Origin of the sequence: Craterilacuibacter sinensis (assembly GCF_009831765.1) — a bacterium.
GTDB lineage: Bacteria > Pseudomonadota > Gammaproteobacteria > Burkholderiales > Chromobacteriaceae > Craterilacuibacter > Craterilacuibacter sinensis.
Genome location: NZ_WSSB01000004.1, coordinates 18,900 through 33,043, shown reverse-complemented (window position 1 = coordinate 33,043; position 14,144 = coordinate 18,900). Strand labels below are relative to the sequence as shown.

17 protein-coding genes and 1 other RNA gene are annotated in these 14,144 nt (G+C 62.4%); 9 read left to right on the top strand and 9 right to left on the bottom strand.

What is annotated here, in order from left to right; genetic code table 11:
* Positions 1-96: 96 nt before the first annotated feature.
* From GQF02_RS05340 to GQF02_RS05310, 7 genes are read left to right on the top strand one after another with little or no spacing between them, the layout of a single operon-like run.
* Complete coding sequence (locus GQF02_RS05340) at positions 97-1,107, top strand: FecCD family ABC transporter permease (protein ID WP_160795439.1); 1,011 nt, start codon at positions 97-99, stop codon at positions 1,105-1,107.
* Complete coding sequence (locus GQF02_RS05335) at positions 1,101-1,871, top strand: ABC transporter ATP-binding protein (protein WP_160795437.1); 771 nt, start codon at positions 1,101-1,103, stop codon at positions 1,869-1,871. The genes GQF02_RS05340 and GQF02_RS05335 overlap by 7 nt, the downstream gene beginning before the upstream one ends.
* Positions 1,868-2,482, top strand: a complete 615-nt coding sequence (cobO, locus tag GQF02_RS05330) for a cob(I)yrinic acid a,c-diamide adenosyltransferase (RefSeq protein ID WP_124734851.1) — start codon at positions 1,868-1,870, stop codon at positions 2,480-2,482. Before GQF02_RS05335 ends, cobO begins: the two co-directional genes overlap by 4 nt.
* A complete protein-coding gene (gene cbiB, locus GQF02_RS05325) occupies positions 2,476-3,432 on the top strand; it encodes an adenosylcobinamide-phosphate synthase CbiB (protein ID WP_160795435.1) in 957 nt (318 codons plus the stop codon). Before cobO ends, cbiB begins: the two co-directional genes overlap by 7 nt.
* Positions 3,429-4,421 (top strand): threonine-phosphate decarboxylase CobD, encoded by a 993-nt coding sequence (gene cobD, locus GQF02_RS05320; protein ID WP_160795433.1) that lies wholly within the window; start codon positions 3,429-3,431, stop codon positions 4,419-4,421. Before cbiB ends, cobD begins: the two co-directional genes overlap by 4 nt.
* Positions 4,418-5,290 (top strand): cobalamin-binding protein, encoded by an 873-nt coding sequence (locus GQF02_RS05315; RefSeq protein ID WP_160795431.1) that lies wholly within the window; start codon positions 4,418-4,420, stop codon positions 5,288-5,290. Before cobD ends, GQF02_RS05315 begins: the two co-directional genes overlap by 4 nt.
* Positions 5,287-6,723, top strand: coding sequence for a cobyric acid synthase (locus tag GQF02_RS05310; RefSeq protein WP_160795429.1), 1,437 nt, complete (start codon positions 5,287-5,289; stop codon positions 6,721-6,723). The genes GQF02_RS05315 and GQF02_RS05310 overlap by 4 nt, the downstream gene beginning before the upstream one ends.
* Positions 6,724-6,736: 13 nt before the next feature.
* On the opposite strand, the gene GQF02_RS05305 is transcribed toward GQF02_RS05310, so the two are convergent.
* The gene (locus GQF02_RS05305) at positions 6,737-8,320 is read right to left on the bottom strand and encodes a methyl-accepting chemotaxis protein (protein WP_160795427.1); all 1,584 of its coding nucleotides are present in this window, start codon (positions 8,318-8,320) and stop codon (positions 6,737-6,739) included.
* Positions 8,321-8,473: 153 nt separating this feature from the next.
* Here GQF02_RS05305 and GQF02_RS05300 point away from each other — a divergent pair, with 153 nt between their 5' ends.
* Positions 8,474-8,629 carry a hypothetical protein gene (locus GQF02_RS05300; RefSeq protein WP_160795425.1) on the top strand — a complete coding sequence of 52 codons (156 nt, stop codon included), beginning with the start codon at positions 8,474-8,476 and terminating at the stop codon, positions 8,627-8,629.
* Between the two features lie 109 nt (positions 8,630-8,738).
* Positions 8,739-10,367, top strand: coding sequence for a methyl-accepting chemotaxis protein (locus tag GQF02_RS05295; RefSeq protein WP_160795423.1), 1,629 nt, complete (start codon positions 8,739-8,741; stop codon positions 10,365-10,367).
* Between the two features lie 97 nt (positions 10,368-10,464).
* Here GQF02_RS05295 and GQF02_RS05290 read toward each other — a convergent pair whose 3' ends face one another.
* From GQF02_RS05290 to cobU, 8 genes are all read right to left on the bottom strand, one after another.
* Positions 10,465-10,845, bottom strand: a complete 381-nt coding sequence (locus tag GQF02_RS05290) for a hypothetical protein (RefSeq protein WP_124734845.1) — start codon at positions 10,843-10,845, stop codon at positions 10,465-10,467.
* Positions 10,846-10,855: 10 nt separating this feature from the next.
* On the bottom strand, positions 10,856-11,662 hold the full coding sequence (locus tag GQF02_RS05285; RefSeq protein WP_160795421.1) for a sulfite exporter TauE/SafE family protein: 807 nt from the start codon (positions 11,660-11,662) through the stop codon (positions 10,856-10,858).
* A complete protein-coding gene (locus tag GQF02_RS05280) occupies positions 11,662-12,126 on the bottom strand; it encodes an EVE domain-containing protein (protein ID WP_328698592.1) in 465 nt (154 codons plus the stop codon). Before GQF02_RS05280 ends, GQF02_RS05285 begins: the two co-directional genes overlap by 1 nt.
* A gap of 86 nt (positions 12,127-12,212) precedes the next feature.
* On the bottom strand, positions 12,213-12,827 hold the full coding sequence (locus GQF02_RS05275; RefSeq protein ID WP_160795417.1) for a 5-formyltetrahydrofolate cyclo-ligase: 615 nt from the start codon (positions 12,825-12,827) through the stop codon (positions 12,213-12,215).
* 10 nt (positions 12,828-12,837) lie between these two features.
* Positions 12,838-13,023: non-coding RNA, 6S RNA (ssrS, locus tag GQF02_RS05270), on the bottom strand.
* 25 nt (positions 13,024-13,048) lie between these two features.
* On the bottom strand, positions 13,049-13,354 hold the full coding sequence (locus tag GQF02_RS05265; RefSeq protein ID WP_124734841.1) for a cell division protein ZapA: 306 nt from the start codon (positions 13,352-13,354) through the stop codon (positions 13,049-13,051).
* Positions 13,347-13,589, bottom strand: coding sequence for a hypothetical protein (locus GQF02_RS05260; RefSeq protein ID WP_235930066.1), 243 nt, complete (start codon positions 13,587-13,589; stop codon positions 13,347-13,349). The genes GQF02_RS05265 and GQF02_RS05260 overlap by 8 nt, the downstream gene beginning before the upstream one ends.
* 24 nt (positions 13,590-13,613) lie before the next feature.
* The gene (gene cobU, locus GQF02_RS05255) at positions 13,614-14,141 is read right to left on the bottom strand and encodes a bifunctional adenosylcobinamide kinase/adenosylcobinamide-phosphate guanylyltransferase (protein ID WP_160795415.1); all 528 of its coding nucleotides are present in this window, start codon (positions 14,139-14,141) and stop codon (positions 13,614-13,616) included.
* Between the last annotated feature and the right edge of the window lie 3 nt (positions 14,142-14,144).

Genomic DNA, 14,144 nt, shown 5'->3' with positions numbered 1-14,144 from the left:
ATTGCCGTGCTTCCCTGAATCTTTACACCGGAGCGCTTTAACGCTCTGGCCCGGGAAGCACGGCATGACTTCTTTTTTCCGCGTGAACAGCCAGCCATGCCGCTGACTGCCCGCCGCGCCCATCTTATTTTGCTGCTACTGGCTGCGCTGTCGCTGGCCAGCCTGCTTGCGTCCGCCACCTTGGGTTCAGTCGCGCTAAACGGAAGCGAATTATGGCAAGGGCTATCGGCCCTGATCAGCGCTCAGGACAGCACGCTGGCCGCCACCTTGCTTGAATTGCGCCTTCAGCGCGCCTTGGTCGCCTGGGTGACCGGCGCTTCGCTCGCACTGGCCGGGGTGATGATGCAGGCGCTGCTGCGCAACCCGCTGGCCGACCCTTATGTCCTGGGTGTGTCCGGTGGCGCCTCTGCCGGTGCGCTGCTGGCCATGCTGTTGGGTGCCAGCATCTGGGTAGTCGATATGTCGGCGGTAGCCGGCGCCATCGCCATCAGCCTGCTCTTGCTGCTGCTGGCGCGCGACGAGTTGCGTAGCGGCGGCGGTTCGCCCCTGCTCTTGCTGACCGGGGTGATTCTGGCTTCCGGCTGCGGAGCACTGGTGACGCTGATGCTTTCCATCGCGCCGGACAGCAGCCTGCGCGGCATGGTGTTCTGGCTGATCGGCGACTTGTCCGGCAGCGAATTGCGCCTCTTGCCCTGGCTGGTACTGGCCATCGCGCTGGCCTTCGGCCTTAAAGCCGCGCGCGGCATCAATCTTCTGGCCTTGCATGGCGAAATGGCCGCCACCTTCGGCATCCGCGTCGGCCAGCTGCGTTATGGCCTGTTCGGTTTCGCCGCCTTGCTCACCGCCAGCGCAGTCACGGGCGCCGGCAGTATCGGCTTTCTCGGCCTGATCGTGCCGCATGCCTGCCGTTTCGCGCTGGGCCCCGACCACCGCCTGCTCTTGCCCTCTGCCGCCATCAGCGGCGGCCTGCTACTGGTACTGGCCGATACCCTGTCGCGCACCCTGATCGCACCACAGCAGTTGCCGGTCGGCGTGATTACCGCCCTGATCGGCGTGCCGGCCTTTTTGCTGCAGCTGCGTCAGGTACGCAGGAGCGGTACATGCTGACCACCCACGCTCTCTCCCTGCAAATCGGCCCGCTATGCCTGCTCAAGCGGCTGGACTGGCAAGTCGATGCCGGCCAAAGCTGGGTCATTATTGGTCGCAATGGCGCCGGCAAAAGCACCTTGCTGCGCACGCTGGCGGCACTGCAAAGCCCGGCGGGCGGCGACATCCTGCTGCAAGGACGCAAGCTTGCCGACTGGCCCGCCAGCGAGCGCGCCCGCGCGCTATCCTATCTGCCACAAGGGCGCAACGATGCCTTCGGCTACCGCGTGCTGGATGCGGTACTGGCGGCGCGTCATCCACACCAGCATGCCTACTGGGAGTCGGCAAGCGACCTCGACGCGGCACGCGACGCCTTGTCGGCGCTGGATATCGGCCATCTGGCCACGCGCGACATCCGCACCCTGTCCGGCGGCGAGCGCCAGCGCGCAGCCATTGCCGCCCTGCTGGCACAAGACACGCCGCTGATGCTGCTGGACGAGCCGGCCAGCGCGCTGGATCTGGCACACCAGATCAGCCTGATGGAATTGGTTGCCCGTCTGGCACGCGAACAGGGCAAGGCGCTGATTATGGTCAGCCACGAACTCAACCTGACCTTGCAGCATGCCAGCCACGCGCTGCTGCTGTTTGAAAACGGCCACTGGCAGGCCGGCCCGGTCAGCGCCTTACAGGCCGATGATCTTGGCCGCTGTCTGGGCTACCCGCTGCAGGCTATCGTGCATGATGGCCATACCCTTTATCTCCCGCAAACCAGGCTGACACCATGACCCGGCAACAAGACGAGCTTAATCAGCGCCACCAGACACGCATGCAACGCAAAAAAGCCATCATCGACCAGCATATCGCGGCCGCCGACGGCAAAAAGGGGCTGCTGATCGTCAACACCGGCAACGGCAAGGGCAAGAGCTCCAGCGCCTTCGGCATGGTGATGCGAGCACTGGGCCATGAAATGCAGGTCGGCGTGGTGCAGTTTATCAAGGGTGCCATGTCCACCGGCGAAGAGCGTTTCCTGCGCCGTTTTCCCGATGAGGTCCGCTTTCATGCCATGGGCGAGGGCTACACCTGGGAGACGCAGGACCGCGAGCGCGATATCGCCAAAGCCACGGCGGCATGGGAGCTGGTGCGCAGCTTTCTGGCCGACCCGGCTATCGGTCTGGTGGTGCTGGACGAGCTGAACATCGCGCTCAAATACGGCTATCTCGATCTCGACACGGTGCTGGCCGATCTGGCCAAGCGCCCGCCCATGCAGCATGTGATCATTACCGGACGCGGCGCGCCGCAAGCGCTGATCGACGCGGCTGACACCGTCACCGAAATGCAGGCCATCAAACATGCCTATCAGGCCGGCATCGGCGCGCAGGCGGCCATCGAATGGTAACGAGCGTGCCGCTGCTGATGCTGGCCGCTCTGATGGGACTTGGCCTGCTGCTCGACCTGCTGCTGGGCGAGCCGCGCCGCCTCCATCCGCTGGTCGGCTTCGGCACGCTCGCATCGGCGCTGGAGCGCAGGCTGAATAAGGGTAGCGCTCGCCGCGCCTGCGGGCTGCTGGCCTGGGTCTTGGCGGTGCTGCCGCTGGTTTTGCTCAGCTTCTGGCTGCTCGCGCTTGCCCATACCCGTTGGGGCGCATGGGCATGGCTGGGCCACGCGGTGCTGCTCTACGGCGCACTGGGTCTGCGCAGCCTGCGCGACCATAGCGCACCGATTGCACAGGCGCTGCATGGCGGCGATCTGGCCGGTGCGCGGCGCATGACCGCCTGTATCGTCAGCCGCGACACGCAAGAAGCCAGCGAAAGCGATCTGGCCAAGGCCGGGGTCGAGTCGCTGCTGGAAAACGGCAGCGATGCGGTATTCGGCACCCTGTTCTGGTTTGCCATCGCCGGCGGCCCCGGTGCCTTGCTGTTCCGGCTGGCCAATACGCTGGACGCGATGTGGGGCTACCGCAATGCCCGCTTTGGCGAATTCGGCTGGATGGCTGCCCGCACCGACGATGTGCTGGGCTTTATCCCTGCGCGCCTGACTGCGCTGACCTATGCCCTGCTCGGCCATACCCGCTGCGCCTTGCGCTGCTGGAAAACCCAGGCATCCAACTGGCCCAGCCCCAATGCCGGGCCGGTGATGGCAGCCGGCGCCGGCGCGCTGGGCCTGACACTGGGCGGCAAGGCACGCTATGACGGCGAAGACGAGATGCGCCCGCCACTGGGCGAGGGGCGCCATGCCCGCGCCACTGATCTGGCGCGCGCATGGGCGCTGGTCGCCAAGGGCAGTGTGCTATGGCTGATCATCTTCAGCCTGGTCGCCGCGCTGGCCACGCCGGGGTTATGGCCATGAGCCGCCTGCTGCATGGCGGCAACCTTAACGCCGCGAAGGCCCGTTTTGGCGGCGACAACTGGATCGACCTGTCAGCCGGTTTATCGCCTTACGCCTATCCTGTTCCACCCTTGCCAGACTATGCCTGGCAGCGCCTGCCGGAAGACGATCCGGCGCTGATCAAAGCCGCCTGTGCCTGTTACGGCGCACCGCAGATGCTGGCCGTGGCCGGCACTCAGGCTGCAATCCAAGCCTTGCCGCGATTGCGCGCGCCCTGCCGCGTCAGTATCGCGTCGCCCACTTACGCCGAACATGCAGCCAGCTGGCGCGCCGCCGGCCATACGGTGCAGGAAGTGGCTTGGGACGCGCTGGACGCCCATCTTGCGACGAGTGACGTACTGATTGTGTGCAGCCCCAACAATCCGACCGGTGAACACACCGCACCGGCCAGGCTATTGGGCTGGGCAGAACATTTGGCCGCGCGCGGTGGCTGGCTGATCGTGGACGAAGCCTTTGCCGATATGGTGCCAAGCCTGTCCGTCGCCGCCCACAGCGGCCAGAACGGGCTGATCGTGCTGCGCTCGGTCGGCAAATTCTTCGGTCTCGCCGGCCTGCGTCTGGGTTTTGTCGCAGCCGAAGCACCGCTACTGGAGCGATTGGCCAGCCTGATCGGCCCGTGGTCGGTCAGCGGACCGGCACAAACCATAGGCTGCGCAGCACTGCAAGACCGCGACTGGCAAGCACGCATGCGCGTGCAGCTACAAGCCGATGGCCAGCGCCTGCATCAGTTGCTGGCCAGCTACGCTATTCAAAGCCAGGGCACGGCGCTATTTCGCTGGTGGCCGGCGCCCGATGCCGAAGCCTTGCACGCCCATATGGCACGGCAGCAGATCTGGGTGCGCCTGTTTCCCCAAGCCGCACGCGGCATTCGCCTGGGCCTGCCGCCACACGAAGATGCCTGGCATCGGCTGGCGTTGGCACTGGCAGCCTACCGCAAGGACACACAATGAAAATCCTGCTTTTACTTGCCGGGCTGCTCGCCCTGCCCGCCCACGCCGCCATCAGCGTGACGGACGACGCCGGCCATACCGTCACCCTCGCGCGCCCGGCACAGCGGGTGATCAGCCTGGCGCCACACGCGACCGAGCTGATCTATGCTGCCGGCGGTGGCGCGCGCATGGTGGGAGCGGTGTCGTATAGCGACTATCCGCCGGCTGCGCTCAAACTGCCGCGTATCGGCGACAACCGCCAGCTCGATCTGGAGCGCATCATCGCGCTCAAGCCTGATCTACTGGTGGTCTGGCTGCACGGCAATGCCGAGCGCCAGCTGGCCCAGCTGAAAAAACTCGGCATTCCGCTGTTTTACAGCGAACCGAAAAAGCTGGCCGATCTCCCCGGCTCCATCACCCGACTGGGTAGCCTGTTGGGGAGTGAAGCCGCCGCCAAATCCGCCGCGCAGACTTACCAGCAGAAACTGGAGATGCTGACCCGCCGCTACAGCGGCAAAAAACCGGTCCGAGTGTTCTATCAGGTGTGGCAAAAGCCGCTGTATACGCTGAACGACAGCCATATCGCCAGTGATGCCATCCGTCTGTGCGGCGGGGTCAATGTGTTCGGCCAGCTGCCCATCACCGCACCCACCGTCAATGCCGAAGCGGTATTGGCCGCCAACCCGGATGTAATCATCGCCGGCAGCGACGATAGGCGCAGCACCGAACTGGATATGTGGAAGCGCTACCCGACGCTAAACGCGGCACGCCGCCAGCAGCTCTATACCGTGGACAGCTCGCTGCTATCGCGCTCCGGCCCGCGCATTATCGATGGCGCGGCCCAGCTGTGCGCAAGACTCGATCAAGCCCGCAAGGCACAGACACCATGAATTTCCCCTACCACACGCTGATGGTGCAAGGCTGCACCTCGGATGCCGGCAAAAGTACGGTCGTGGCGGCACTATGCCGGCTCTTGGCACGCGACGGCATCCGGGTCGTCCCCTTCAAGCCGCAGAATATGGCACTCAATAGCGCGGTTACCGCCGACGGCGGAGAGATCGGCCGTGCGCAGGCGCTGCAGGCCGTGGCGGCCGGGCTGGCGCCGCATACCGATATGAACCCGGTGCTGCTCAAGCCATCCAGCGACACCGGCGCGCAGATCATCATCCACGGCCGTGTCGCCGCCGACATGCATGCCCACGACTACCACAACTACAAGCCGCGTGCGATGGCGGCGGTGCTTGAGTCTTACCAGCGCCTGCGCGCGCAATATCAGGTGGTGCTGGTCGAAGGGGCCGGCAGCCCGGCCGAGGTCAATCTGCGCGCGCGCGACATCGCCAATATGGGCTTTGCCGAAGAAGTGGATTGCCCGGTGATACTGGTGGCCGATATCGACAAGGGCGGCGTATTCGCCCACCTGATCGGCACGCTGGCCTGTTTGTCGGACAGCGAGCGCGCGCGCATCGCCGGCTTCGTCATCAACCGTTTTCGCGGCGACGCGAGCATGCTAAGCGACGGACTTGACTGGCTGGAGCGGCAAACCGGCAAGCCGGTACTGGCGGTATTGCCCTACCTGCAAGGGCTGACGCTGGACGCCGAAGACGCAGTGGAAACCACGCAGCAGCACGGCCACTTCCGCATCGTGGTGCCGCGCCTGCCGCATATCAGCAACCATACCGATTTCGACGCGCTGCGCGCCCACCCGGATGTGGATCTGGTATTCGCTAGGGCCGGTGACGCATTGCCGCCGGCCGAGCTGATCATCCTGCCCGGCAGCAAAAACACCCGTTCCGATCTTGCCTTTTTGCGTGCTCAGGGCTGGGATGCGGCCATCAGCCGCCACCTGCGCTACGGTGGCAAGGTAATCGGCATCTGCGGCGGCTACCAGATGCTGGGCGCACAGATTCATGATCCGGACGGTTTAGAGGGCGCAGCCGGCAGCAGTACCGGGCTGGATTTACTGGCAATGGAAACGGTATTGACCGGCGACAAGCGCCTGCAGAATGTCGCCGGGCACTGCACCTTTGCCGAGGCGGCGGTTAGCGGCTACGAAATCCATATGGGGCGCTCACAGGGTGCGGCACTGGCCAAGCCGGCTTTCCTGATAAACGGCGCGGCAGAAGGCGCGATCTCGAACGACCATCAGGTGCTGGGCAGCTATCTGCACGGTCTGTTCGACCATCCCGAAGCACAAGCCGCGCTACTGGACTGGGCCGGGATGAAACAGGCGCGTGCCGTCGATCTTGCCGCCCTGCGCGAAGCCAGCATAGAGCGCATCGCCGATGCCTGCCTGCCGCTGTATCGCGCGCTGCAGGCGCTATAGAGGGCATCCCCGCTCAGAGGCTGCGCTCGAAGTGCGCCACCAGCACCCGCATCTCTTCGGCGGCTTCCTGCAGATCGGAAACGGAGAGATCAGTCTGTACCATGCTATGCGCATTGCTCTCGGTAAACGCGCTGAGGTGCTCCATGGTCTGCGCCACTTCCAGTGAGGCCTGACGTTGCTGCCCCAGCATCACCGTCACATCGCGCGCAGAGCCAGACACCACCTCGGCAGACTGCCGGATTTCTTCGAATACCGAATTGCAGGCACGCGTCAGGCGGGTGCTCTCCTCCACCTTGGAGGAGGAAAGCTGCATGGCGGCCAGCGCCGCACTGGTCTGCTCGATAATCCGGTTGGTCGTACTGGAAATTTCCACCGTGCTCTGGGTGGTACGCTCGGCCAGCTTGCGCACCTCGTCGGCCACCACGGCAAAGCCGCGGCCGGCCTCCCCGGCACGCGCCGCCTCGATCGCCGCATTGAGCGCCAGCAGATTGGTCTGGTCGGCAATCTCCTTGATAATCTGGGTAATCTGGTTTACCGCGTTGACGTCATCGCCCAGCTGGTTCATGCGCTGCTGGGCATCCCGTACGGTAGGCACCAGTTCTTCGGTCACGGTCAGAGTCGACTGCATCGCACTCAGCCCCTGCTCGACCAGCGTCTGGGTTCCGGCTGCATGGTGTGTGCTGCGCTCGGTCGCTTCGTGAATCTCGCGTACCGATGCCGATAACTGCTCCAGCGCAGCCGCCACAGAGGCGATACCGTCCGACTGCTTATGCCCGCTCTCGACCACCTCGCCCACTCCGCGCAGCGCAGAGCCCGACTGCGTCCTGATCTGTTCCGCACCCGAAACCACATCCGCGATCACGGCCCTGAGCCCGACCTGCATCGAAGTCATGCCGATCAAAAGCTCAGTGAATTCCGCACTGGCCCGCGTATCGATACTGAAGCGGAAGTTTCCTTCCGATAACTGCTGCAACGCCTGACGGATGGCTGCGACCGGTCGCTGCAGCCCCTGCCAGCACCAGGCACCGAGACCACCCGCCAGCAGAGCACATAGGGCGGCCGCCAGCCAGACATTCAGCCCAGCCTGTGACATGGCTGCCATCAATAGCACAGGCAGAATGGCCAATAGTCCGATCCGGATCCGCATCGAAGTCCGGGCCGGATAGCGGGTCGGCGGCAGTGTCGCCTGCCGGCTGCGGATGGCGGCATACAGCTGCTCAGCCTTCCGCACCTCGGCCGCTTGCGGCATGTTGCGCACCGAACGGTAGCCTACTTTACGTCCATCCTCGAACAAGGGCGTAACGTAGGCCTCGACCCAATAGAAGTCCCCGTTCTTGCAGCGATTCTTGACCAGCCCCCGCCATGGCAGGTCGGCCTTCAGGGTGTGCCACATATCGGCGAAAGCCTCAGCCGGCATGTCCGGGTGGCGCACCATATTATGCGGCTGCCCCAGCAACTCTTCGCGCGCAAACCCGCTGATCTCGACAAAGGCCGGATTGACGTAGCTGATCATGCCCTTGAGGTCGGTCTTGGACACAATGGGACGCTTGGGATCGAGAACATGCTCGACCGTGGTGATCGGTAGGTTGGTTTTCATCGTGCTGGTGATGTCTCTTGTTTTTATAAATACTTATGCATAAAAATGCGGATACATCATGACGATCCAGTAATGCCATTGTCAACAATATTGTCAATAAGGTTATTCCCACACATCCCTGTAAGGCCGACTTGGCAGGGACAATCTTCACGCATGCTGTCGATACGCCAGCGCTGGGCGCGCGTCACGCTGATCTACACATATTCACAGGCTTACAGCCGGCTGGTGTGCGCGATTTTCAGCATCAATACTCGAACAGCCATTGCTGCAGCAAGAATAAGTACGCTACACCGCCCGGACTTTCTGTAAACTTTAAAAAAATATGCTTTATGTATATAAAAATGTATTGATTTAGATCTGATTGCATAACAACCAGCCATGATATGTTCAATCCATAATATGAAAATGGATGCCCCCCATGCCGCGAACCACCACCCTGAAAACAAGACTGCTGGTGATGATTGCCAGCATTGTGCTGCTAGTCTGTGCGCTAGGCGCCATGCTGCTGTACAGCCAGTACCAGCAGATGATGAATGACCGTGGCACCATGATTCGCGGTCAGGTCGAGAACGCCATCAGCCTGGTTGCCAACTATGAACAGCGGGCAAGCCGTGGCGAGCTCACTCAAGAACAAGCCCAGTTGCTGGCCAAACAGGCGCTGACCGCGCTGCGTTTTGACGGCAAGGAATACTTCTTTGTCGGCGACAAGTCCCTGCACTGGATTGCTCACGGCGTAAACCCCAAGCTGATCGGCAAGGACATGCATGGCGTCATCACTGCCGATGGCCAGGATCTGGGGCGCTTATTTGATGGCGCACTTGCCACAGGTGGCGGGCTGGTCGAGTTTTACTGGGCCAAGCCCGGCAGCGACAAGCCGCAAGCCAAGCTGAGCTATGTTCAGGCCAGCCCGAACTGGGGCTGGATGATAGGAACAGGCCTGTATCTGGATGATATCCAGTCGGTCTTAAAGCAAGAACTGCTGGAAATCGCCGGCATCATCCTCCTGATTGCCGCCATTGTTTCACTGCTGGGCTGGCGTTTACTCAAGGGCGTGATGGCACAACTGGGCGCGGACCCGGCAGTAGCCGCCAATATCGTGCAGCAGATTGCCGAAGGCCGGCTGGATATCAAGGTCGCCACGGCAGCAGGAGACCAGCATAGCCTGATGGCCAGTATTGCCCATATGCAGAAGCAACTGCACCAGACAGTGGGCGAAGTCGTCGCCAGTGCCCGTGAGTTGGGGACTTTAAGCACCGAAGTAGCCGGCGGTGCCGATCAGGTTGCCGACAATTCGAGCCGGCAAAGCGAGGGCGCGACCGCCATGGCCGCTTCGGTCGAACAGATGACCGTCAGCATCAGCCATATTTCGGATAGTGCACAGGACGCCCAGCAGATATCGGCCAGCTCCAACCAGTTATCTGATCAGGGCGGTGAAGTGCTGGGGCAGGCCATTACCGAAATGACGCGCATCGGCAGCATGGTCGATCAGGCCGCCGGCAGCATCGCCGAACTGGTTGGCAAGACGCACAATATCGCCAGCATCATGCAGGTGATCAAGGATATTGCCGACCAGACCAATCTGCTGGCCCTCAATGCAGCGATCGAGGCGGCCCGCGCCGGGGAGGCCGGACGCGGTTTTGCCGTCGTGGCTGACGAGGTGCGCAAACTGTCCGAACGCACAGCACAGGCGACTCAGGAGATTGCCGGCATGATAGATGAGATCCGGGATAGCTCGAACACCTCGCAAGGCAGCATGAATGAAGCGGTTGCACGGGTAAAACTGGGACGCGAACTGGCGGAAGAGGGCGGCAAGGCCATTGGCCTGATCCGTGACAGCTCGGCCCAAGTGGTCGCCGCCGTGGTGGATATTTCGCATGCGCTACGCGAACAGGGGATAGCCAGCCAGGAGATTGCCAACCATGTGGAGCAGATCGCCCAAATGGCCGGCACCAATGCCGAGACGACCCAGTCTGCGGTCAAGCAAGTCCAGCGCATGCATACACTGGCCGAACAGCTGCGCAGCAGTGTGGCTTATTTTCGCGTGTAGACGGCTGTAACATGAATAAAAGCCGCCTCATGGCCGAGAGCGGCTTTTATTCATCAGGCACCAGCAAATCGCGTGACTGTCCAATGGTGCTGGCCATTTACCTGCAAGGCTGCACACCCCAGCCTGCCCGGCCGCGATGGCAGGCAAAATCTTCGCGCACACTGTCTATGCGCCAGCGCCCGTCGGAGGCACGGTTGACGTCGAAACGCCAGCGATTGGCGCGCACGCTGTCATCCAGCAAGCCCTCGCGCACCACACTGATGCGGGCATGATCGAAGGCTTCGGGCCGGCTCTGCTGTTCTATCTTCAGCGTGGCATACTCGAAACGGCCATCCTGCCCCAGACGGTGGCCGAGAAAATCGGTCACCACCTGTAGCGGCAACTGGCCGGCCTGACCGGTATACGGCAGGCGGCCTTCATCGGTATACGCCCAAGCCGGCAGCGAGCAGGCCAGCAACAGAATCAGCGCGTTTTTCATCCTTATCCTTTCAGTGCAGCAAGGTCCACAGCATCTCGGTCGCCATGACCGCCATCAGCAGCGCAAACGCCTTCTTCAGTTTCGCCACCGGCAATTTATGCGCGGCACGCGCACCTATAGGTGCCAGCAAGACCGTCATCACCATCAGCGTCAACATGGCCGGCAGATAGATAAAGCCGAGCGAGCCCCATGGCAAGCCGGTCTGACCCCAGCCGCTAGCCAGATATCCGATAGCGCCGGACACGGCAATCGGCCAGCCCAGGGCGGCACTGGTACCAATCGCCGTATGCACCGGCACATTGCACCAGCTCATAAACGGCACGCTCATCGAGCCGCCTCCGATGCCGACCCAGCTCGAGATCATGCCGATCACGCCGCCCGCCCCCCATTGCCCGGCTGTGCCCGGCAGTTCGCGGCTGGCCGGCGGCTTGGCGCCCAGATACATCTGCAGCCCGATCACGTAGGCGTAAATCACAAAAAACCAGCGCAGCTCGCGCCCCGGTATCCAGCCGGCGATCACGCTGCCGGCCAGCGTGCCCAGCACCATGGCTGGCGCCATACGCTTGACGATGCGCCAGTCGACCGCACCACGCGCATGGTGGGCGCGCACGCTGGAAATGCTGGTAAACACCATTACCGCCAGCGAAGTACCCACCGCAATATGCTGGACATGCGCGCCACCCAGATGGGCAGCCGACAATACGCCAACCACCACCGGCACGATGACCAGTCCACCGCCCACGCCCAACAGGCCGGCCAGAAAACCGGCAATCGCCCCGAAACCCAGCAACACCGCAAACAAGGATAAAGACAGCATCAGCCCAGGTGCTCCATGATGATTTTCCACTCTTCGGAAGTGACGGGGGTAATGGACAGGCGGTTACCGCGCTTGAGCACCGCCATGGACTCGAGGCCGGGAATCATGCGCAAGGCAGCCGGGCTCAGCAAGGGGGTTTTGGCGACAAAACGCACATCGACACAAACCCAGCGCGGCGCATCCGCTGTGGACTTGAGGTCGAAATAAGGTGATTCGGAATCGAACTGCGTAGCATCGGGGTGGGCCAGCGTGACCACTTCGGCGATGCCGGCCATGCCCGGCGCCGGACAGCTTGAGTGCCAGAACAGAACCTTGTCACCCGGCTGCATATCGTCACGCATAAAGTTGCGCGCCTGATAATTGCGCACCCCGCTCCACTCGAACAAGCGCTGCGGCTCGCGCGCCAGATCATCAATAGACGTGTCGTCCGGCTCCGACCTCATCAACCAGTAACGTTCCTGCACACTGCACTCCATAAAAAACCGGCAATATGCCGGCATTGTGCGGGTACGAATATTTTCAGGCAATAAAGATATCAACGCGTCGCGAATCAAGACCCATACCAGCGCTGCCAGCCTTGTGCCGTCAAGCGGTACAGACCGGCCTCGGTCAATAGCGCATCCAGGCGCACATCCCAGCTCTCGCGCGGCACCTGCGCCACACGCTGGCATTCATACGCCACGCCGACCAGCAGGGGGCCACCGGCACGGCGACGCCGGTAAGCCAGTGTCGCATCGTAGAAACCGCCGCCCTGCCCCATGCGGAAACCCTCATCATCGATGCCCAGTAGCGGCACAAACAACAGATCCAGGTTTTCGGCGCGCGCCAGCATTCCGTCGTATTCGGTGATGCCATAGCGCGGATGGGAAAACCAGCGGTCCGCCGCGCCAATGCGGGAAAACCACAAACGGCGGCCACGATGGGGGATACGGGGTAAAAACAGGGAAGCGCCACGAAACAGCGCGGCACTCATCAAGGGTTCGAGATCAAGCTCGGAGCCGGCTGCAAGATAGCCGCCTATGCGCTTGCCGCGACCGAGCAGACGCGAGGCATGGCGCAAAACGGCAAGCGCAGCGCGCCCGCGTTCGACACGCGACACGGCCATGCGCCGGCGGCGCAATTCACGCCGGAGCAATTGTTTATCGTGGACAACGGGGAGATTCATCTTGGAAGAGGAACCCCCCGCGAGTGGCGATCCGGCAAAATCCGCTTGAACCCTGAACAAAGGGGGTCACGGGTCTTGTGTTTCGGGCGCTTCCGGCAAGCCGGAGCGACACACCCACACATGTTAAAACCTGCAACCAAAGCGAACACATTGGTTCAAGGAAATTTGTGAGCCTTCTCGCACACCGCAGGGGGATTTAAACCTTGCAGTGACCGGCCTGACTAGCTGGGCCGGCTCTGATCAAGCGCCGTATCGGCCGCTTCGATCATGGAACGTATTTTACGTTGGAATTGCGCGATCTCCAAGCCCTCACCGACTTTTATCTTCAAAAGATCATGCGCGATATTCAGCGCAGCCATAATGGCGATCTTGTCGGTGTCCATAATGCGGCCTGCACCCTGAATCGCATCGATCTTGCCGCTAAGCAGGCGCACTGCTTCTTGCAGTGTTTCCTGCTCCTCAGGCGGCGTCGCAATAGCGAACTGGCGGCCCAGCAGGTTAACGTCGACGTGGACCAGATTACTCATCGTCAGCTTCTCCCGGCAGGCGCGCAATCAAGGCTTCGACCCGCAAGCGCGTCTCTTCGACGCAGAACTTGAGTTCGGCATTTTCTTTCAGCACTTCGGCCAGCACGCTGGCCATGCGCTCATTCTGGCCATCCAGCTCGTGGATGCGTGCAATCAGCGCGGCAACCCGGCCTTCCAGAGATTCGAATTCGGTTTCCATGACGGCGAGAATAGCCAAGCCCGGCAAGGCCGTCAAACACTGCCCTTGCACAGGCCAGCCTTATGGCGTTTTCAGCACCAGCGGCAGACCGCAGGCCACCAGCGTCACCTGATCGCACACGGCAGCCACATCCTGATTCAACCGCCCCAGCTCGTCAACAAAACGTCGCGTCATCGCATCGGCCGCCACCACGCCCCAGCCGGTCTCGTTGGACACCAGCAATACGGTGCCTGACATGTCGGCCAAAGCGCTCAGCAGCGCCGCTTTCTCCACCTCAAAAGCATCGGTCTGCAGCGCACCATCGTCACCGGAAAAGTGCATCAGCCACATGCCGAGGCAATCGACCAGCAGCAGGGTGTCAGGCGCAGACTGCGCCCGCAGCAGCGCCGCCAGATCACGCCCCGCCTCGGCCAGCGCCCAGTGTGCCGGGCGGCGCGCCTGATGGTGCGCCACCCGCTGTGCAAACTCGCCATCACGCACCTGAGCCGTAGCGATATACGTCACCGGGCCTTGATGCGCCAGCGCCAGGCTTTCGGCAAAACGGCTCTTGCCGGAACGGGCACCACCCGATATCAGATGCGTAGTCATGGC

Coding starts and splice junctions, on each gene's coding strand:
- GQF02_RS05340 (WP_160795439.1), top strand. CDS start 97: ATGCCGCTGACTGCCCGCCGCGCCCATCTTATTTTGCTGCTACTGGCT.
- GQF02_RS05335 (WP_160795437.1), top strand. CDS start 1,101: ATGCTGACCACCCACGCTCTCTCCCTGCAAATCGGCCCGCTATGCCTG.
- cobO (WP_124734851.1), top strand. CDS start 1,868: ATGACCCGGCAACAAGACGAGCTTAATCAGCGCCACCAGACACGCATG.
- cbiB (WP_160795435.1), top strand. CDS start 2,476: ATGGTAACGAGCGTGCCGCTGCTGATGCTGGCCGCTCTGATGGGACTT.
- cobD (WP_160795433.1), top strand. CDS start 3,429: ATGAGCCGCCTGCTGCATGGCGGCAACCTTAACGCCGCGAAGGCCCGT.
- GQF02_RS05315 (WP_160795431.1), top strand. CDS start 4,418: ATGAAAATCCTGCTTTTACTTGCCGGGCTGCTCGCCCTGCCCGCCCAC.
- GQF02_RS05310 (WP_160795429.1), top strand. CDS start 5,287: ATGAATTTCCCCTACCACACGCTGATGGTGCAAGGCTGCACCTCGGAT.
- GQF02_RS05305 (WP_160795427.1), bottom strand. CDS start 8,320: ATGAAAACCAACCTACCGATCACCACGGTCGAGCATGTTCTCGATCCC.
- GQF02_RS05300 (WP_160795425.1), top strand. CDS start 8,474: ATGCTGTCGATACGCCAGCGCTGGGCGCGCGTCACGCTGATCTACACA.
- GQF02_RS05295 (WP_160795423.1), top strand. CDS start 8,739: ATGCCGCGAACCACCACCCTGAAAACAAGACTGCTGGTGATGATTGCC.
- GQF02_RS05290 (WP_124734845.1), bottom strand. CDS start 10,845: ATGAAAAACGCGCTGATTCTGTTGCTGGCCTGCTCGCTGCCGGCTTGG.
- GQF02_RS05285 (WP_160795421.1), bottom strand. CDS start 11,662: ATGCTGTCTTTATCCTTGTTTGCGGTGTTGCTGGGTTTCGGGGCGATT.
- GQF02_RS05275 (WP_160795417.1), bottom strand. CDS start 12,827: ATGAATCTCCCCGTTGTCCACGATAAACAATTGCTCCGGCGTGAATTG.
- GQF02_RS05265 (WP_124734841.1), bottom strand. CDS start 13,354: ATGAGTAATCTGGTCCACGTCGACGTTAACCTGCTGGGCCGCCAGTTC.
- cobU (WP_160795415.1), bottom strand. CDS start 14,141: ATGACTACGCATCTGATATCGGGTGGTGCCCGTTCCGGCAAGAGCCGT.